Origin of the sequence: Streptomyces sp. NPDC058955 (assembly GCF_042741435.1) — a bacterium.
GTDB lineage: Bacteria > Actinomycetota > Actinomycetes > Streptomycetales > Streptomycetaceae > Streptomyces.
Map to the genome: position 1 here is coordinate 102,852 of NZ_JBHYKM010000002.1, position 18,456 is coordinate 121,307.

The 18,456-nt window shown below is 75.0% G+C and carries 17 protein-coding genes and 2 pseudogenes; 8 read left to right on the forward strand and 11 right to left on the reverse strand.

The window, feature by feature from the left end; translation table 11 throughout:
* Positions 1-160 precede the first annotated feature (160 nt).
* From ACFW1I_RS01495 to ACFW1I_RS01525, 7 genes and pseudogenes are all read right to left on the reverse strand, one after another.
* Positions 161-1,054 carry an SAM-dependent methyltransferase gene (locus tag ACFW1I_RS01495; protein WP_384665008.1) on the reverse strand — a complete coding sequence of 298 codons (894 nt, stop codon included), beginning with the start codon at positions 1,052-1,054 and terminating at the stop codon, positions 161-163.
* A 177-nt stretch (positions 1,055-1,231) separates the two neighbouring features.
* Positions 1,232-1,711, reverse strand: coding sequence for a GNAT family N-acetyltransferase (locus tag ACFW1I_RS01500; protein WP_384665010.1), 480 nt, complete (start codon positions 1,709-1,711; stop codon positions 1,232-1,234).
* A 139-nt stretch (positions 1,712-1,850) separates the two neighbouring features.
* Positions 1,851-2,762, reverse strand: a complete 912-nt coding sequence (locus ACFW1I_RS01505; RefSeq protein ID WP_384665012.1) for a M56 family metallopeptidase — start codon at positions 2,760-2,762, stop codon at positions 1,851-1,853.
* A gap of 161 nt (positions 2,763-2,923) precedes the next feature.
* A pseudogene (locus ACFW1I_RS01510) lies at positions 2,924-3,277 on the reverse strand (BlaI/MecI/CopY family transcriptional regulator); the annotation flags it as partial.
* A gap of 169 nt (positions 3,278-3,446) precedes the next feature.
* Complete coding sequence (locus ACFW1I_RS01515) at positions 3,447-3,728, reverse strand: metal-sensitive transcriptional regulator (protein ID WP_031010474.1); 282 nt, start codon at positions 3,726-3,728, stop codon at positions 3,447-3,449.
* Between the two features lie 32 nt (positions 3,729-3,760).
* Positions 3,761-6,025 carry a heavy metal translocating P-type ATPase gene (locus tag ACFW1I_RS01520; protein ID WP_384665013.1) on the reverse strand — a complete coding sequence of 755 codons (2,265 nt, stop codon included), beginning with the start codon at positions 6,023-6,025 and terminating at the stop codon, positions 3,761-3,763.
* A 108-nt stretch (positions 6,026-6,133) separates the two neighbouring features.
* Positions 6,134-6,415: a cation transporter gene (locus tag ACFW1I_RS01525; RefSeq protein WP_384665015.1), complete on the reverse strand. Its 282-nt coding sequence runs from the start codon at positions 6,413-6,415 to the stop codon at positions 6,134-6,136.
* 198 nt (positions 6,416-6,613) lie between these two features.
* Here ACFW1I_RS01525 and ACFW1I_RS01530 point away from each other — a divergent pair, with 198 nt between their 5' ends.
* From ACFW1I_RS01530 to ACFW1I_RS01540, 3 genes are read left to right on the forward strand one after another with little or no spacing between them, the layout of a single operon-like run.
* On the forward strand, positions 6,614-7,618 hold the full coding sequence (locus tag ACFW1I_RS01530) for a hypothetical protein (RefSeq protein WP_384665016.1): 1,005 nt from the start codon (positions 6,614-6,616) through the stop codon (positions 7,616-7,618).
* A gap of 51 nt (positions 7,619-7,669) precedes the next feature.
* On the forward strand, positions 7,670-8,362 hold the full coding sequence (locus ACFW1I_RS01535) for a copper homeostasis protein CutC (protein ID WP_384665018.1): 693 nt from the start codon (positions 7,670-7,672) through the stop codon (positions 8,360-8,362).
* Positions 8,363-8,418: 56 nt separating this feature from the next.
* Positions 8,419-9,330, forward strand: a complete 912-nt coding sequence (locus ACFW1I_RS01540) for an aminoglycoside phosphotransferase family protein (RefSeq protein ID WP_384665020.1) — start codon at positions 8,419-8,421, stop codon at positions 9,328-9,330.
* Positions 9,331-9,407: 77 nt separating this feature from the next.
* On the opposite strand, the gene ACFW1I_RS01545 is transcribed toward ACFW1I_RS01540, so the two are convergent.
* Entirely contained in the window at positions 9,408-11,429 is a 2,022-nt protein-coding gene (locus ACFW1I_RS01545) for a HelD family protein (protein WP_384665022.1), read from the reverse strand.
* Between the two features lie 249 nt (positions 11,430-11,678).
* Between ACFW1I_RS01545 and ACFW1I_RS01550 the strand changes: the two genes are divergently transcribed.
* Positions 11,679-11,864: a hypothetical protein gene (locus ACFW1I_RS01550; protein ID WP_384665023.1), complete on the forward strand. Its 186-nt coding sequence runs from the start codon at positions 11,679-11,681 to the stop codon at positions 11,862-11,864.
* Positions 11,865-11,934: 70 nt separating this feature from the next.
* Positions 11,935-12,243, forward strand: coding sequence for a hypothetical protein (locus ACFW1I_RS01555; RefSeq protein WP_384665025.1), 309 nt, complete (start codon positions 11,935-11,937; stop codon positions 12,241-12,243).
* A 15-nt stretch (positions 12,244-12,258) separates the two neighbouring features.
* Here the strand turns inward: ACFW1I_RS01555 and ACFW1I_RS01560 are convergent, their stop codons facing one another.
* Positions 12,259-13,899, reverse strand: coding sequence for a DNA repair helicase XPB (locus ACFW1I_RS01560; RefSeq protein ID WP_384665027.1), 1,641 nt, complete (start codon positions 13,897-13,899; stop codon positions 12,259-12,261).
* 132 nt (positions 13,900-14,031) lie between these two features.
* Between ACFW1I_RS01560 and ACFW1I_RS01565 the strand changes: the two genes are divergently transcribed.
* The gene (locus ACFW1I_RS01565; RefSeq protein ID WP_384665029.1) at positions 14,032-14,610 is read left to right on the forward strand and encodes a Uma2 family endonuclease; all 579 of its coding nucleotides are present in this window, start codon (positions 14,032-14,034) and stop codon (positions 14,608-14,610) included.
* Positions 14,611-14,618: 8 nt separating this feature from the next.
* Here ACFW1I_RS01565 and ACFW1I_RS01570 read toward each other — a convergent pair whose 3' ends face one another.
* Positions 14,619-15,005, reverse strand: coding sequence for a glyoxalase (locus ACFW1I_RS01570; RefSeq protein ID WP_384665031.1), 387 nt, complete (start codon positions 15,003-15,005; stop codon positions 14,619-14,621).
* Between the two features lie 146 nt (positions 15,006-15,151).
* On the opposite strand from ACFW1I_RS01570, the gene ACFW1I_RS01575 reads away from it, so the two are divergent.
* Positions 15,152-15,511 carry a hypothetical protein gene (locus tag ACFW1I_RS01575; RefSeq protein ID WP_384665033.1) on the forward strand — a complete coding sequence of 120 codons (360 nt, stop codon included), beginning with the start codon at positions 15,152-15,154 and terminating at the stop codon, positions 15,509-15,511.
* Positions 15,512-15,542: 31 nt separating this feature from the next.
* On the opposite strand, the gene ACFW1I_RS01580 is transcribed toward ACFW1I_RS01575, so the two are convergent.
* On the reverse strand, positions 15,543-18,200 hold the full coding sequence (locus ACFW1I_RS01580; protein WP_384665035.1) for a helicase-associated domain-containing protein: 2,658 nt from the start codon (positions 18,198-18,200) through the stop codon (positions 15,543-15,545).
* Between the two features lie 76 nt (positions 18,201-18,276).
* Between ACFW1I_RS01580 and ACFW1I_RS01585 the strand changes: the two are divergent.
* Positions 18,277-18,456: pseudogene (locus ACFW1I_RS01585) on the forward strand (hypothetical protein); the annotation flags it as partial.

Genomic DNA, 18,456 nt, shown 5'->3' on the forward strand with positions numbered 1-18,456 from the left:
GCCCCCCCCCGCGCGCCGGGGGCCGACCGCCGCGGGCCGGGGCGCCGGCGCGCGCGCGGGGCCGGGGGGGGGCCCGGGCCGGGCCCCCCCGCCCCCGGGCCGCGGCCCGCCGCGCGGGGGGCCGGCGCGCGCGGCCGGGCGCGCGGCCGGGCCCCGGACGTCACTCACCGGGCCGGCAGACCAGCAGCACCGACTCCGTGCGCTCGTCGATCCGCAGCCGCCGCCGGCCCTCGATGTGCAGCCCCGCCGCGTGCAGTTCGGCCGCCAGCCGGTCCTGGTCCACGATCCACTTGTCGGTGGTCAGCACCGTCCGCTCCGTGGAGAGCTTCCCGGTCCTGGCCGAGCAGTAGGTGACCCGCTCGCTCATCGCCCCCAGGTCGAAGTCCTGCCGCGCCACCACCCACTCGTCGATCCCGTCGAACCGCGGCACCTGGAAGGCCCACGTCCTGCGCGGCTCCGCCACCAGCCCCGGCCACCGGTGCGCCGTGTAGTCCAGGGCCAGCGCCCCGCCCGCCTCCAGATGGTCCGCGACCTCCCGCAGCAGCCCCGGCCGGCGGGCCGGCGGCACCGCCGACACCATCGCGCCGGCGAGCAGCGCCAGCCGGTAACTCCCGCGCAGCCGCAGCTCGGAGAGGTCCGCCCGGTGCGTCACCACCAGACCGGCCACCTGCGGGCCGATCCGGCGGGCCCAGCCGTCGAGGCGCTCCAGTGCCGAGGCGTCCCGGTCCACGGCCTCCACGGCGAAGCCGTGCCGGGCGAACGGGACGGCGAGCCGTCCCGCGCCGGAGCCGAGGTCCAGGACGGGTCCGCCGGTGGAGCGGGCGAGGCCGAGGTACCGGACGATGTCCGCGCTGTGCGGGCCGAGCAGGGCGTCGTGCAGCCAGACCGACCCCTCGTCCATCGCGGCGACGGACTCCAGGCCGGGCAGGGCGTCGGAGGCGATCCGCACCCCCGCCCCGGCGGCCGGAGCCCGCTCCCGGTCGTATCGGGACGGCAGGACCGGCGCGAGCGCTGCGGGCACGGCGGGCAGGGAAGTGCCGCTCGGGGTGTGCATCGCTCCTCCAGGGGCTCGCGCGGTCCATGCCGTCCGGGCGAGGTGCCCGTGCCGCCGGGACCGCGCCGCTGCGACCATCCTGACCTGCGGAGGGAGCCCCGATCCACCGGATCGGGCTGCGTGAACACGCGATGGCGTGGATCTGCCACGGCCGGGCGCGACCCGCCGCGGGCGGCCTCAGACCGCGCGGCCCCAGCGGGTCGGCCCGAGCGCCGCGAAGCCCCGCTCCCGGTAGAACGGCAGGGCCGGGTCCGCCTCCACCGGCAGCTGCACCCGCTGCTCCCGCGCGTCGTAGCCGCGCGTCCGGTCGGTGGCCGCCGCCAGCAGGGCCGTACCGATCCCGCGGCGGCGCGCGCCCTCCTCGACCGCCAGCGCGTACAGCTCGCCCTCGCCCGGCACCGGGACCCCGCAGGCGGCGACCCCGACGAGCCGGCCCTCCGGGTTCTCCGCGACCAGCCAGCCGAGCCAGCCGGGCGCACCCCCCGGAATTTCTATTTCCGCGCGTATCCGCGGCAGCGCGCATTGTGTGGAGATCAGCCGGCGCAGCGGGATTTCCTCCAGCATTCCGGCATAGCTGCTCCGGATCGCGTCGGCGAGCAGCCGGGAAATCGGAGTCGCGTCGCCGGCCGCTGCCGTGCGGACGCCAGCGAGCTGCATTGGATCTGTACCCTTCGCCGTGCCGAGCGCCGTGGTGTGCCGGAGGACCAACGTACCCACAATAGCGACCGATTCCCGGCCGCGTGACCGATGCGAAATCTACGAATTCGCTTAGTAAATAGTCGAGTTGGTCCGGACATTAGGCCGGGAAGGAACAACAGGCGACGACGAGCGGAGTCATCGCCGCGGAGGCCGTGCCGATCGTCAGCAGCCCGCGCAGCACGGGGTGTCCGGCCCGGTGCGGGGTGAGGATCCGGCGCATCCGGAGGACGGCCGAGGGGCCGCCCGCGGCGAACGCGGCGCGCGGCGCGCGGCCCGCGGCGAGGGCGTAGAGCGCGGTGGCGAGCGCGTCGCGGGTGCAGCGGCGCAGGGCCCGGTCGTCGGCGGCCATCTCCAGGAGCAGCGGGACGGCGGTGGAGCCGTGCCGGGCCAGCGGCAGCCGCCGGAAGACGGCGCCGAACGCCTCGGCGGCGGCGACGAGCAGATGGTGCCGGCCCGCGATGTGCGCCCGCTCGTGGGCGAGGGCGGCGGCGAGCTGCGCGGGCGTCAGGGTGTCGACGGCGCCGGAGGAGACGACGACCCGGCGGACCCGGCCGGGCAGGCAGTAGACGGCGGGCCGGGCGTGGTCGAGGACGGTGGCGCGCAGCTCGGGGTCGTACCGTCCGATCAGGCGCAGCACGTCCCCGTGCGCCCGCCGGGCCCGGCGGGCGCTCAGCAGCCGGCGGGCGAGCGCGGCGGCCGGGACGGCGAGGACGGCGGTGGCCACCCCGAGCGCGGCGGCCTCCCGCCCGCGCAGCGCGAACAGCTGCCCGGGGGTGGGGAGTCGGAGCGTGAGCACCATGTCGGTGAGGCGGTGGCCGGCTTCGCCCGGCAGCAGCAGCTGCGCGGGGAGCAGGGCGCTCGCCACCATGAAGACGGCGCCGCAGGCGGCCCAGACGGTGACCCCGAGCCGGGGCACCTGCTGGGCCCAGCGGGCCCGCACCAGCAGCCAGGGGACGCCGAACCCGGAGAGCAGCGCGAGCCCGAGGGGGACGAGGACGTGGTGGTTCACGCGCGCCCTCCCCGCAGGCCCGTACCGTCCGCCCGGACCCCCCGCCAGGCCCCCGCCGCGGGGCGGGCTGCACCGGCGCCGTCGCCGGGGTCGTCGCCGGGGTCGACGTCGGCGCGCGGGTCGTACGCGGCCGGTTCCGGGCCCGGTTCCGGGGCCGGTTCGCCGCGGGCCGTGCGGAGGGCCGCGTCGAGGGCCTCGACGTCCTCGTCGGAGATGGCCTCGACGAAGCGGAGCAGGGCGGCGGGGCGGTCCGGGCTGTCGCCGAGGGCGTCGCGCATCAGACCGGCGGTGTACTCCTCGCGGCCCCGGACGGGTTCGTAGAGCCAGGCCCGGCCCGCCTTCTCGCGGCGGAGCCAGCCCTTGCGGTGCAGGATGTCGGCCACCGTCATGACGGTGGTGTAGGCGACCCGGCGGCCGCGGTTGATGTCGTCGACGATCTCGCGGACGGTGGCGGGCCGCTGCCAGGCCCACAGCCGGTCCATGATCTCGGCCTCCAGCTCTCCCAGCCGGCGCACGTGCATCCCCTCCCCTTGCGGGCGGCTCATCGTACGGGTCGCACACCCGCCCGAGGTATACCCCCTAGGGGTAAGGTGGCGGGTTCGTGACGGCCCCGGACACGGCCACCGCCCCCGTGCGGAGGCCCGCTGTCGCGGGCCCCTCGCACGGGGGCGGTGCCGGACTCCGTCAGGTCCGGATCAGCCGGGCGATCGCCTTGGACGCCTCGCCGACCTTCACCTTCGCCTGGTCCCCGCCGGCCGCGATGGCCTCGGTGACGCAGCAGCTGAGGTGTTCGTCGAGGAGGGCGACCGCGCAGGACTGGAGGGCCGCGTTGATCGCGGAGACCTGGGTCAGGACGTCGATGCAGTAGACGTCCTCGTCGACCATCCGCTGCACCCCCCGGACCTGGCCCTCGATCCGCCGGAGCCTTCTGATGATGTCTTCCTTGTGCTGCACGTAACCGGCCACGGCGGGCTCCCGTCAGGTCGAGGGTCCGGAGGTCACTTGTCCGCGGCCTGGAAGCCGCGCAGCCGGAGGCTGTTGCCGACCACGAAGACCGAGGAGAAGGCCATCGCGGCACCGGCGATCATCGGGTTGAGCAGTCCGGCCGCCGCGAGCGGCAGGGCCGCCACGTTGTAGGCGAAGGCCCAGAAGAGGTTCGAGCGGATGGTGCCGAGGGTCCTGCGGGAGAGCCGGATGGCGTCCGCCGCGGCCCGCAGGTCCCCTCGTACGAGGGTCAGGTCGCCGGCCTCGATGGCGGCGTCCGTGCCGGTGCCCATCGCCAGGCCGAGGTCGGCCTGGGCGAGCGCCGCGGCGTCGTTGACGCCGTCGCCGACCATGGCGACCGAACGGCCCTCGGCCTGCAGCCTCTTGACGACGTCGACCTTGTCCTGCGGCATGACCTCGGCGATGACCTCGCCGATGCCGACCTCGGCGGCGACGGCCTCCGCGACCGCCTTGTTGTCGCCGGTCAGCAGGATCGGGGTGAGCCCGAGGCCCTTGAGCCGGCGGATCGCCTCCGCGCTGGTCTCCTTGATCGCGTCGGCGACCTCCAGGACCGCGCGGGCCTCCCCGTCCCAGGCGACCGCGATGGCCGTCTTCCCGGCCTTCTCCGCCGCGTCCTTCGCGGCCTTGAGGCTCGCCGGGAGGGACATCGCCCACTCCTCCAGCAGCTTCTCGCGGCCGACGAGGACGGCGTGCCCGTCGACGACGCCCTGGACGCCGAGACCGGGGATGTTGGCGAAGTCCTCGGGGGTGGGCAGGGCGCCGACCTTCGCGGCGGCGCCGGTGGCGACGGCCTGGGCGATCGGGTGCTCGGAGGAGTGCTCCAGGGCGCCCGCCAGGCGCAGCACGTCGGTCTCGTCCGTACCGGCGGCGGTGTGGACCTTCAGCAGGGTCATCCGGCCGGTGGTGACGGTGCCGGTCTTGTCCAGGACGATGGTGTCGACCTTGCGGGTGGTCTCCAGGACCTCGGGCCCCTTGATCAGGATGCCGAGCTGCGCGCCGCGGCCGGTGCCGACCATGAGGGCGGTCGGGGTGGCCAGGCCCAGGGCGCACGGGCAGGCGATGATCAGGACGGCGACGGCGGCGGTGAAGGCGGCGGTGAGGCCCTGGCCGGTGCCGAGCCAGAAGCCGAGCGTGCCGAGCGAGAGCGCGATGACGATCGGGACGAAGACGGCCGAGATCCGGTCGGCGAGCCGCTGGGCGGCGGCCTTGCCGTTCTGCGCGTCCTCGACGAGCTTCGCCATCCGGGCGAGCTGGGTGTCGGCGCCGACGCGGGTGGCCTCGACGACCAGCCGGCCGCCGGCGTTCAGGGTGGCGCCGGTGACGGAGTCGCCGACGGAGACCTCGACGGGCACGGACTCGCCGGTGAGCATGGAGGCGTCCACGGCGGAGGAACCCTCGACGACGGTGCCGTCGGTGGCGATCTTCTCGCCCGGGCGGACCAGGAAGCGGTCCCCGACCTGGAGTTCGGCGGTGGGCACGGTGATCTCGCGCCCGTTCCTGATGACCGTGACTTCCTTGGCGCCCAGCTGCATCAGCGCCTTGAGCGCGGCGCCGGCCTTCCGCTTCGAGCGGGCCTCGAAGTAGCGGCCCGCCAGGATGAAGGCGGTGACGCCGGCCGCGGCCTCCAGGTAGATGTTCCCGGCGCCGTCGGTGCGGGCGATGGTGAACTCGAAGGGGTGCGTCATGCCCGGGGTGCCGGCGGTGCCGAAGAACAGCGCCCACAGGGACCACAGGAACGCGGCGATCGTGCCGACCGAGATCAGCGTGTCCATGGTGGCCGCGCCGTGCCTGGCGTTGGTCCAGGCGGCCTTGTGGAAGGGCCAGGCGGCGTAGACGACGACCGGCGCGGCGAGGGTGAGGCTCAGCCACTGCCAGTACTCGATCTGGAGCGCCGGGACCATCGCCATCGCGATGACCGGCACGGCGAGGGCGACGGCGGTGATCAGCCGCTGCTTCAGCGGCCGCAGCTCCTCGTCGGCCCGCTCCTCGTCGGAGGGGCCGCCCTCGCCCGGGGTCTCGCTCTTCGGCGGCTCGGGCTCGGCGGCGGTGTAGCCGGTGGCCTCGACGGTCGCGATCAGGTCGGCGACCGGGATGTCGGCGGAGAAGGTGACCTTCGCCTTCTCGGTCGCGTAGTTGACGGTGGCCTCGACCCCGTCCATGCGGTTGAGCTTCTTCTCGATCCGGGCCGCGCACGAGGCGCAGGTCATGCCGCCGATGGCGAGCTCGACCTGGGCGGTGCCGGGGGTCGTCGTGGTCATGAAACTGCTCCCTCTTTCTTTCCTGTGCACGGGGGCCGGGGCCCGGGCGGGGGTACGGGACGGGCCCCGGCGGCCGGATCGGTCAGGCGCGGTCGGCCAGGCCGACGATCAGGCGCGGCCGGTCAGCTCGTAGCCCGCCTCGTCGACCGCCGCGGCGATGGCGGCGTCGTCGGGGGCGCCGTCGGTGGTGACGGTCACCCGGCCGGCGTCGACGTCGACGTCCACGGAGAGGACGCCCTCCAGCGCGCTCACGGAGGTGGTGATGGCCGTCCGGCAGTGGCCGCAGGTCATGCCCGAGACCGCGTAGACGGTGCTGGTGGCGTCGGCGACGGCGACCGCGGTGGTGGTGCCGGTCGAGCAGCTGTTGTCGGGGGTGCAGCAGGAACCCATGTCGTCCTCCATCGTGTGTCCAGTGGACCGCGATACCCTCGGGGGGTATCGGCGGTGTGGGTCCATGTATACCCCCCGGTGGTATCCGGCGCAAGTATCGGAGCGACTTGACTTGATACCCCCTAGGGGTATGGTGAAGTGCAGGGAACAGAGACCGACCACACAGCCGCATCCGCATCCGCACAGGGGAGAGCAGCCATGAACACCGGACTGAAGATCACCGCCTTCGCCGCCGCGCTCGCCGCGACCTTCGGCACCGCGTACGGGGTCGGCAAGGGCGTCGGCCCGGTCGAGCAGCCGCAGAAGGCCGAGCACGGCGAGCACGCGGCCGCGACGCCACGGCCCAGCGCCCCCACCTCCGCCCCCGCCTCCGCCGACGGCCACGCGGGCCATGACGAGGCCGCCCCCGCCCAGGCCGGCGCGGAACTCCCCGGCGGCCTCCAGGTCTCCGACGGCGGCTACACCCTCGCCCTGGAGACCCCCACCCCGCCGGCCGGCCGCAGCACCCTGAAGTTCTCCGTCAAGGACGCCACCGGGAAGAAGGTCACCGCCTTCACCACCGAGCACGGCAAGGAGCTCCACTTCATCGTCGCCTCGCGCGACCTGACGGTCTTCCGCCACCTCCACCCCGTGAAGGCCGCCGACGGCACCTGGACCGTCGACGCCGACCTGCCGGCCGCCGGCGGCTACAAGGCGTTCGCCGACTTCAAGCCCGCCGCGAAGGGCGCGAAGAACCTGACCCTCGGCGTCGACCTCGGCGTCCCCGGCACCTACACCCCCGAGCCGCTCCCCGCCGCCGCGCCCACCGCCACCGTCGACGGCTACCAGGTCCGCCTCGGCGGCACCCTCGACCCCGGCAAGTCCGGCGAGCTGCGCCTCACCGTCTCCAAGGCCGGCAAGCCGGTCACCGACCTGGAGCCCTACCTCGGCGCGTACGGACACCTGGTCGCCCTCCGCCAGGGCGACCTCGCCTACCTCCACGTCCACCCCAACGAGGGCGGCCCCGGCCCCGACGTCTCCTTCACCGCCACCGCGCCGAGCACCGGCACCTACCGCCTCTTCCTCGACTTCCAGCACGAGGGCAAGGTCCGCACGGCCGCCTTCACGGTGAAGGCCGGCACCCCGTCCGCGGCGCCGGCGGCCCCGTCGGCGACTTCCTCCGGGACGGCAGAGCACGATGCGGGAGGTCACCAGCACGGCTAGTCTGGTCATTGGACTAGACCTGTAGTCGTCATTCATGGAGGAATGGGCGCAATGAGCAACCGTGCTGTCCTGGAGGTGATCGCCCTCGACGAGCAGGACGCGGTCGCCGCCCAGACCGGGGGCGCCGATCGCCTCGAACTCGTCACCGACATGGCGGCGGACGGCCTCACCCCGTCGACGGCCACCTTCACGGCCATCCGCCGCGCGGTCGACATCCCGCTCCGCGTGATGCTCCGCCTGGCGGACGGCTTCGCGGCGGGCGACATCGACGCGCTGGCCGGGCGGGCGGCGGAGCTCCGCGCGGCCGGCGCGGACCAGTTCGTCCTCGGCTTCCTCACCCCCGACGGCGAACCCGACCTGGTCGCCGTCGAGCGGCTCATCGCCGTCCTCGACGGCGCCCGCTGGACCTTCCACCGCGCCATCGACCGCGCCGCCGACCGCGACGGGCTGCGCAAGCGCCTCGCCGACCTCCCCGGCCTCGACACCTACCTCACCGCCGGCGCCGCCGCCGGCGTGGACGCCGGACTCCCGGTCCTCGAAGCCGAGGCCGCCCGCGCCGGCGAACCCGGCTACGAGCCGCAGATCCTGGTCGGCGGCGGCCTCCGCCTCGACCACCTCCCGCGCCTGCGCGCCGCCGGCCTCACCGCCTTCCACATCGGCGGCGCCGCCCGCCCGCAGGGCTGGACCGCCCCCGTCTCCGCCGACGCGGTCCGCACCTGGCGCGCGGCGGTCGACGCCCCGTAACGCACCCCGCGAAAACCCGGTGCGGGGGCGGCGGGCGGGTCACTAGCCTCGCGCGCATGGCGGACGACATCGACGAAGCGCTCGTACGGCGGCTGGTGGCCGACCGGTTCCCGCACTGGGCCGGGCTCGACGTGCGGCAGGTGGCCTCGGCCGGGACGGACAACGCGATGTTCCGGCTCGGCGACGACCTCGTCGTACGGCTGCCGAAGGCGGAGTGGGCGACGGGCCAGGTGGAGAAGGAACAGCGCTGGCTGCCCCGGCTCGCCCCCGCCCTGCCCCTCCCCGTGCCGGTACCGCTCGGCACCGGCACCCCCACGGAGGACTTCGACCGGCCGTGGGGCGTGTACGGCTGGCTGGACGGCGCCGACGCCTGGACCTCACCGGTCACCGATCTCGCCCACGCAGCCGAGGAGCTGGGCCGCTTCGGCGTCGCCCTGCGGGCGGCCGACGCCACCGGCGGCCCCCGCTCCTTCCGCGGCGGCGCCGTCACCGAATGGGAGGGCGGCTACCTGCCGAAGGCCGTCGCCGGACTGGCCGCCGCCGGACTGCTCGACGCGCCCACGGCACTGGACGCCTGGGAACGCGTCCTCGCCCTCCCCGCCTGGGACCGCGACCCGGTCTGGCTGCACGGCGACCTCCTGCCGGGCAACCTGCTCACCCGCGACGGCCGCCTCAGCGCCGTCATCGACTTCGGCGGCCTCGGCACCGGCGACCCCGCCGCCGACCTCCTTCCCGCCTGGACCCTCCTCACCCCCGCCACCCGCCCCCTCTTCCGCACCGCCTCCCAGGTCGACGACGCCACCTGGGACCGCGGCCGGGGCTGGGCCCTGTGCTGGGGCCTCGTCACGGACTACTACTACGGCGACACCCCCGGCCCCGACACGGCCCCCGCCCCCAACCCCACCCTGGCGGCAATAGCCCGCCGAGCCTGGACCGAAGCCCTCCCCGCCGCCGTCACGGCCACCTGACCCACCGGTCGGCGCCCGCGCCGCCGTCGTCGTGGGCAGTCGTTCCGCCGGGGCGGGCCGCCGTTTCGATCGGGGGGTTACAGCTGCGGGGGCAGGGGCGCCGCGTGGCAGATGGTGAGGCCGGAGACCGCTCGGGTGAGGGCCACGTACAGGCGGCGCAGGCCCGTGCGTTCGTCGGGCTCGCCGTCGACCACCGCCGCCGGCTCGTCGAGGACGACGTAGTCGTACTCCAGGCCCTTCGCGAGCGACGCCGGGACCAGCGTCAGGCGCGACTCCGCGGTGGTCTCCTCGCCGGGGGACAGGTACGGCAGGCCCGCCGCCTCCAGCGCCTCCGCCAGCGGCGCGACGCGCGCGTCCGCGGCGATCAGGCCGATCGAGCCCTCGTTCCCGAGCGCGTCGACGCACGCCGCGACCACCTCCGCGTCGGACGTCGTCCCGCGGATCTCGAAGGCGCCCGGGTTCTCCCGGACCGACTCCACCGGCGCGAGGCCTGGCGCCATGTGGGGCAGCAGCCGGGAGGCGTACGCGATGACCTCGCTGGGCACGCGGAAGCCGGCCGTCAGCTCCTCGACGCGGGAGTCCGGCTTGCCGAGGTGCGCGAGGGCGGTCTCCCAACTCGACGTGGCCCAGGGGGTGGTGCCCTGCGCGAGGTCCCCGAGGATGGTCGCCGAACCGGTGGTGCAGCGCCGCCCCACCGCCCGGTACTGCATGGGGGAGAGGTCCTGCGCCTCGTCGAGGACGACGTGCCCGAGCGAGTGGGTCCGCTCGACCAGGTCCGTCACCTCGTCGATGAGCACCGCGTCGGCCGCCGACCACTTCGCGGTCTTCACGCTCCGCGCCGGCTTCGCCCACAGCAGCAGCTTCTGCTCCTCCTCGCTCAGCACGCCCCGCGCGTGCTCCGCCAGGAACTCCGCGTCGCTCAGCAGCCGCAGCACCAGCTTCGCGGGCTCGACCGGCGGCCAGCACTCCTTCACCACGGCCTTCACGGCTGCGTTCCGGGCGACGGCGTTCTGCACCCGGTCGTCGGGCGCCTCGCCGGCCTGTTCCATCCGGACGAGAACCGCGTGCGCGATGCGCTGCGGCAGCGCCTCCCGGGCCGCCCCGTACCGGATGTCACGCTCCGTCAGTTCCCGGACGATCTCCTCCAGTTCGTACGCCGGCACCCGCCAGCGCCGCGAACCGCGGACGACCATCAGCGGTTCCGTCGGCAGCGTCACGTGCGACCGGACCGCCCGCCGCAGCACCTCCGCCATCCGGGCGTCGCCCTTCACGACCGCCGTCGCCGCCTCGTCCGCGCCCCGCACCTCGACGTGGGCGACGAGGTCGTCGACCGTCGCCTGCTTCACCTCCAGCTCGCCGAGGGCGGGCAGGACCTGCTCGATGTACTGGAGGAAGGAACGGTTCGGCCCGATGACGAGGGTGCCGGTGCGGGCCAGCCGCTCCCGGTGGGCGTACAGCAGATAGGCGACACGGTGCAGGCCGACGGCCGTCTTGCCGGTGCCCGGGCCTCCCTGCACGCACAGCGTGCCGGACAGGTCGGAGCGGACGATCTCGTCCTGCTCCGGCTGGATCGTCGCCACGATGTCCCGCATGGGACCGACGCGCGGCCGCTCGATCTCCGCCTGGAGCAGCCGGCTGGTCCGTTCGAGCTCCGCCGGGTCGGACAGGTGCTCGTCCTCGTACGCGGTGAGCTCGCCGCCCGTGTAGCCGAAGCGGCGGCGCAGCCCGACGTCCTGGGGGTCCTTCTTCGACGCCTGGTAGTACGGCTGCGAGACCGGCGCGCGCCAGTCGATCACCATCGGGTCGCCCTGCGCGTCGTGGACGTGCCGGCGGCCGATGTAGAAGCGCTGGCCGTGCTGGGTGGGCGGCAGGTAGTCGAGCCGGCCGAAGAAGAGCGGCGTGTGGGCGAGGTCCGCGAGCGCCTTGATGCGGTCCTCGATCTGCCGTTCCAGGACGATCGAGTTGACCCAGTTCGCGGTGACGTCCTTGATGTCCAGCGCCTCCACCTCCTCGCGCATCGCGCGCAGGGCGGCGCGGGAGGCGGAGAGGTGGCTCCGCTCGCGTACGAGCGGGTCGTCGGTGGGCACAGCTGCGGACACGGTGAAGCCTCCGGTCGGACATACGGACACACGGACACGTCGATGTGGCCGCCGGTTTCCGACCGGACGGCAGCGCTCTCCGTACGCGGACGGGAGGCGGGGAAGCCGGTGATTCTAACTCCGGCTCGGGGGTCGGGGCGAATCCTTTTCCCGTAGGGGGAGGGGTCCGCCGTAAGGGGGACCCCGGTTCGCCCCCGATTCCGCCCACAGGGCGATGTGCGGGGAATGTCCGGATTCCATCATGGAGTCATGACCGCGACGACCTTCACCCTCGTGACCACCGTCCCCCGCCCGCGCCGTCTGGCGGCCACGGCCCTCCGCGCGGCCCGCGCCTTCGGCTCGGCCGCCGTCGGCGTCACCCTCCTCGGCGACCCGGGCCCGCCGGAGGCGGGGGTCCGGAACCCCCGCCCCACGCACGCGCGCGACCGGGACTGAGTACGTGCCCGGCCCCGGTTGAGTATCCGCGCGCCTGCCGGCGCCCGGAGCGCGGTGATGTGATCGGGACATGACGACGACGGACAAGCCCTCGCACGACACCATCCCCGGCACCGCCCTGAACTCCACGAACCTCCGCGTCCTCGCGGGCCTCGGTCTGCTGCTCGTCGCGGTCTGCACGGTGGCGACCATGATGGTCACCCTCGACGACGCGATCTCCGACGACGGCGTCGGCGGGGCCTTCATCACCGCCGGCTTCTGGTCCGTGGGCCTCGCGGCCCTGGCGGGCGTGGCCGCCCTCGCCGTGCCCCGCCGGACCCTCGTCGCCGCCCAGTACGCCCTGGCGGTCGCGGCCCCGCTGCTGGCCCTGATGGACTGAGCCCGGCCGGGCCTCCTACGGCGCCAGCAGCTCGTCCGCGTCGACGATCCGGTACGCGTACCCCTGCTCGGCCAGGAAGCGCTGCCGGTGCGCGGCGAAGTCCTGGTCGATGGTGTCGCGGGCGACGACCGAGTAGAAGTGCGCCTGGTGGCCGTCCGCCTTCGGGCGCAGCACCCGGCCGAGGCGCTGGGCCTCCTCCTGGCGGGAGCCGAAGGTGCCCGAGACCTGGATGGCGACGGTCGCCTCGGGCAGGTCGATGGAGAAGTTCGCGACCTTCGACACCACGAGCACGTTGATCTCGCCGTTGCGGAAGGCGTCGAAGAGCCGCTCCCGCTCCTTGTTGGACGTCTCGCCCTTGATGACCGGCGCGTCGAGGTGCGCGCCGAGTTCGTCGAGCTGGTCGATGTACTGGCCGATGACGAGGATCTGCTGCCCGGCGAACTTCTTCACCAGGGCTTCCGTCACCCGCCGCTTGGTCGCCGTCGTCGCGCAGAAGCGGTACTTCTCCTCCGCCTCGGCCGTCGCGTACGCGAGCCGCTCGGACTCGGTGAGGTTCACCCGCACCTCGACGCAGTCGGCGGGCGCGATGTACCCCTGCGCCTCGATCTCCTTCCACGGCGCGTCGAACCGCTTGGGCCCGATCAGCGAGAAGACGTCCGCCTCCTTGCCGTCCTCGCGGACGAGGGTCGCGGTCAGGCCGAGCCGGCGGCGGGCCTGGAGGTCGGCGGTGAACTTGAAGACCGGCGCGGGCAGCAGGTGCACCTCGTCGTAGACGATCAGGCCCCAGTCGCGGGAGTCGAAGAGCTCCAGGTGCGGGTAGACGCCCTTCCGCTTCGTCGTCAGCACCTGGTAGGTGGCGATGGTGACGGGCCGGATCTCCTTCTTCGTCCCGCTGTACTCGCCGATCTCGTCCTCGGTCAGCGAGGTCCGCCTGACCAGCTCGTTCTTCCACTGCCGGGCGGAGACGGTGTTGGTGACGAGGATCAGCGTGGTCGCCCGGGCCTTGGCCATCGCGCCCGCCCCGACGAGGGTCTTGCCGGCGCCGCAGGGCAGCACGACGACGCCGCTGCCGCCGTGCCAGAAGCCCTCGACGGCGTGCTGCTGGTACGGCCGCAGGCTCCAGCCGTCCTCGGCGAGGTCGATCGGGTGGGCCTCGCCGTCGACGTATCCGGCGAGGTCCTCGGCGGGCCAGCCGAGCTTCAGCAGGGTCTGCTTGATCTGGCCGCGCTCGGACGGGTGGACGACGACCGTGTCGGGGTCGATCCGCGCGCCGACGAGCGGCTGGACCCGCCTCGACCGGAGGATCTCCTCCAGGACGGGCCGGTCGGTGGTGGTGAGGACGAGCCCGTGGGCGGGGTGCTTGGAGAGGGTGAGCCGCCCGTACCGGTCCATGGTCTCGGCGATGTCGACGAGCAGCGCGTGCGGCACCGGGTAGCGGGAGTACTCCACGAGCGCGTCCACGACCTGCTCGGCGTCGTGCCCGGCGGCCCGCGCGTTCCACAGCCCGAGCGGGGTCACCCGGTACGTGTGGATGTGCTCGGGTGCCCGCTCCAGCTCGGCGAAGGGGGCGATGGCCCGCCGACAGGCTTCGGCGAGCTCGTGGTCGACCTCCAGGAGCAGCGTCTTGTCGCTCTGGACGATGAGTGGCCCGTTCACGCGCGATCAGGTCCTTCCGGCAGCGGGCCGTTCCCGTAACGGCCAATCCTCCAGTCTGCCCGATGCGGGGCCGTTGTCGGCGGGGGCTGCCACACTGGACGCGACGGACTGCCGAGAGGGAGGTGGCGAGCGATGAGCGTCGCGCATGATCCGCATTACGGGCCCTGGACGATAGAGGAGGTCCTGGCTCTGGGGGAGGACCGTGGTCAGCGTCGCGAATTGATGGGGGAAGCACTCTTGATGTCACCGGCTCCGGGTACGAAGCACCAGCGTGCGTCGTCGCGGCTGTGGGGTCTTCTGGACGCCGCCGTCCAGACGGCCGGGGTGGACGCCGAGGTCCTTGAGGCCGTCAACGTCATCCTGCCCGACGGCCTCTTCATCCCCGACATCGTCGTGGTCGAGGCGGCCGCCGCCGCCGAGAACCCGATCACGTACGACGCCGACGCCGTCCTCCTCGTCGTCGAGATCGTCTCGCCCTCCTCGTCGGGGCGCCGCACCGACCGGCTGCTCAAGCCGCCGTACTACGCGGAGGCCGGGATCGAGCACCTGTGGCGTCTTGAACTGGAGCCCGCGCCCGCGCTCGTCGTGTCCGAGCTGAGCGACGGGCGGTACGTGGAGCGGGTGGTGGCCGAGGCCGGCCGCGGGACGGTCGTCGAGAAGCCGTTCCCGGTCGAGATCGACCCGGGCCGGCTGGTGAGTCCGCGCCGCTGAGGCACCGCTCAGGCCGAGGGCTCCAGGAACTCCAGGCGGTTGCCGAGGTCGTCGGCGGTGTGGAAGCGGGTGTAGCCGGGGAAGGCGTCGTCCCAGGTGACGGTCGTGCCCCGGCTCTCCAGGCGGGCGGCGAGGGCGTGGATGCCGGTGACGAGGATGCCGGGGTGGGCCTTGCGGGCGGGGCGGAAGTCGTCCTCGACGCCGAGGTGCACCTCGATGCCGCCGCCGCGGAACCAGCAGCCGCCGCGGGCCGCGAGGACCGGCGGCTTCTCGATCTCGGTCAGCCCGAGCGCCTCGCCCCAGAAGGCCCGGCAGGCGTCCTCGCCGCCCGGCGGGATGGAGAGCTGGACGTGGTGCAGGCCGGCCAGGGCGTAGGCGGAAGGTTCCGTCGACACGATGAGTCCCCCTTGATGTCGAGAATCTTGACATCAAGATAGGTCGCGCGCGGGGGCGCCCGCAAGAGGCGAGCTGAGTACCGGGGCGCGCGGGGATGAGTAGGCGTGCGCTGGGCGCGGTCGGGCGGGGGCGGTGGGATGGACGCATGAACCAGCGCACCGCCCCCGCCGCCCCGTCCACCGTCTCCGCCGGGGACGCCGCCGACCCCCGCTGGTGGGGGCCGACGCTGGCGGGGACGCTGCTCGCGCCCGTGCTGTCGTGCGGGGCGGCGGTCGCGGGGGACCTGTTCACGGCCCTGCCCGTCGTCCTGGCCGCCGGCTTCGTCCTGCCCCTCGCGGTCGTCGCGCCGGGCTGGTTCCTCGCCCGGACCGTGCGGCGGCGCCGGACGCGCGTCCGGCTCGCCGTCACGGGGTGCGCCCTGGCGGCGGCCTACCCCCTGCTGCTGACCCAGCTCGGCTGGACGTACTTCTTCGTCATGCTGCTCACCGGCAACGTCCGCGCCTGACCGGCCCCGCCCACGGCCGCCCCCTCGCCCCTCAGACCTCCTCGTCCGCGAGTTCCGCCACGCCCGTGATGCGGTGCAGGGGGTACGTGCGGACCTCGTCGGCCGTGTGGTCGTAGCCGGTCACGAAGCCGCCTTCCACCCGGACCGGCGCGATGACCCGCTGGCTGGCGGCGCCCTCGGCGTTGACGTAGCCGATCCACACCGCCGAGCCCGTCAGCGCCGCCGCCTGCACCGTCGCCAGCGTCTCGGCGGCCGAGGTGCGGGGCAGGCCGCCCGCCGTGACCGGGACCGCGGGCTCCTTGCGTACCGCCGTGGCGGCGTGGTCGCCGGCCCGGATCGCGCGGACCGCCGCCGCGAGCAGCGTGGCGTCGGGGGCCGGCGGGCCGTCCGGGACCGGGGCCGGGGCGGTGCGGGGCGGGGTCCGGTAGGCGTCGGCGCGGGTGATCAGGACGTCGCCCTCCGCCGACTCGGCGGCCGGCGCGTATCCCATCGACCGCAGCCCGTCGAGGAGCGACGCCGGGTCCGTCTGCGCGGCCAGCACCGTCGGCGCGAGGCGGCGCAGCCGCAGCGGGGCGGAGCGGCGGTCGGCCAGGATCTCGCCGAGCAGCGCGTCGTCGTCGCAGCGGACGTACGCGGACGCCGCCCCGATCCGCAGGTGCCCGTGCTTCCTCGCCACGTCGTCGACGAGGTACGCGAGCGGCTGCGGCACCGGCGTCCGCGAGTGCGCGGCGAGGAAGGCATGCAGGTCGGAGGCGGTGCGGCCGGTGTCGAGGGCCCGCCGCACCGAACCGGGCGTGAACCGGTAGACCGTGGCGCCACCCTTCGATTCCACGTCCGCCAGGACCGCGAGCGCGTCGGCCAGCGGGCGGAGCAGCGGGCCGGGGGCGACGGCGGTCAGGTCGGCCTGGAGCAGGACGTGGTCGACGGCCTGCGGGAGCAGCGGCTCCAGGAGCTCCGCCGCGCGCTCCACGGCGACCTCCGGCTCCACCCCGCCGCCCTCGGCGGCCGGTGCGGCGGCTTCGGCGAGCGGCAGGTTGAGCAGGGCGCGGGCGGCCGTGGACAGCGCGCCGCGGCCGGTGATCCCCAGGAGTTCGGCATCGTCGAGCACCCAGCGGGCCAGGCGTTCCCGCAGGTCGGCGGGGGGACGTACGGCCGCGGACGGCGCGGGCGCGGCGGCGGTGGCGGTGCGGACCTCCGAGGCCCACGGCCCGGCCGCGCCGGGCTCGGCGGCGGCACCCGCCGCGGGGGCCGGCGCCCCGCCCGGACGGCCGGCGGTCCCGCCGGCGCCGGAGGACCGCGACGGCCGCGCCCAGCGCAGCCGGGCCAGCAGGGACTCCGGGTCGGCCGCCGCGCCCGGCGGCAGCGTCGCCAGCAGGCCGAGGACCCGGTGGCGCACCTCGGGCGCCGCCGCCCGGTCCAGGTCGGGGCCGAGCGCGGACAGCGTCCGGCCCTTCGCGTCCTGCCCGCCGGCGAGCCCCGGGGTGCGGGTGGCCGTCAGCCAGGCGGTGACGAGGCGGGCCCAGCGTTCGGCCGGCGGCTGGTCGAGCCAGTCGTCGTACGCGGGCGTCGGCGCGTACCGCTCGTCCGCCTCGCCGTCCGAGGCCAGCAGCCCCGCCCCGTACGCCAGCTCCAGCCAGAACGCGGCCACCGGCTCGGACACGTCCAGCGCCGTCGCCGTGCGCTTCAGGTCCCGCACCGACAGGCCGCCGGCCCGGAGCACCGGCGGGCCGCCGTGGTCCCAGGACTTCAGCAGCTCCTCGACGGTCGCGAGCGCCGCGTACGCCTGTCCGGCGGCGGCGCTGTCCACAACCTGGGGACGGTACTCGCGCGCCACCCGCAGCTCCGGCGCGCGCGGCTCCGGCGCCCGGTGCGCCCGCCCGCCCCGCAGGTGCAGCGCCACCTCGCGCGGCAGCACCACCGTGCGCGGCGACACCGGGAGCAGCAGCCCCCGGTCCCGCAGCCAGCCCACCGGCGGCGTGGGCTTCGCCGTCACCTCGCCGTACGGCGGGCCCCACACCAGCCGGTCGAGCACCGCGAGGGCCTCCGGCGGCGCGGTGTCGAGGAGCGCCGCCATCCGCTCCCGGTCGGTGAAGAGCGCGGTGAGGGAGGCGACCGCGGACACCGGGTCGTGGGTGGACGGCAGCCCGGCCGCCGCCACGATCTCCTGGAGCCGGCCCGGCGACATCCCCGCCGTCGCCTCGGCGACGGTCGGCCCGAGCCCGGTGGGGGAGGGGTGCTGCGGCGACGGCGACAGCAGCTCGCGCGCGGTCCGGACGAGCCGCAGCCGGTCGTCGTCGCCCCACACCAGCGCCTGCTCGCGCAGCAGCGCCACCGCGCGGGGCAGCGCCGCCTCGATGTCCGGCTCGTCCCGGCCGCCGAACAGGTCGAGCAGGACCGGGTACGGCGCCGGGTCGGGGGCCACCGCCAGCGTCTCCGCCACCTGGAGCGAGAACCGGTCGAGCCGGTCGAGGGCCCGCACCACCGAGGCCCGCGTCCCGGCCCGGGTGGCCAGCTGCGTCAGATCGTTCGGCACCGGGCCCAGCAGGTCGGGTCGGGCCCGCAGCAGCGCCGCGAGACCGTCGTCGCCGCGCGCCCGCAGCGCCTCGGCCAGCGTGCGCGGGCCACCCGCGGTCCCACTCGGACGTCCCTCGGGCACGTGCGCCTCCCGGTCCAGCTCGCCGATCCCCATCCGCCCCACGTTATCCGCTGCGCAGGCGCTACCGTCAGGACCGGGACGGCGTTCGGCCGGACGGTGGAGGGGCGGCGTGGGCATCGAGAGCGACCGGATGGTCTTCGACTACCTGAGCGAGGTCGGCGACCTGGCCCAGCAGCGGCAGCTCCCGCCGGGCGACCGCAGCGCCCCGCGCGGCGGGCGCCCCCCCCCGGACAGCCCCCCCCCCCCCCCCCCACCCCGCCTCGCCCCCCCCCGCCCACCGGGGCCCCCC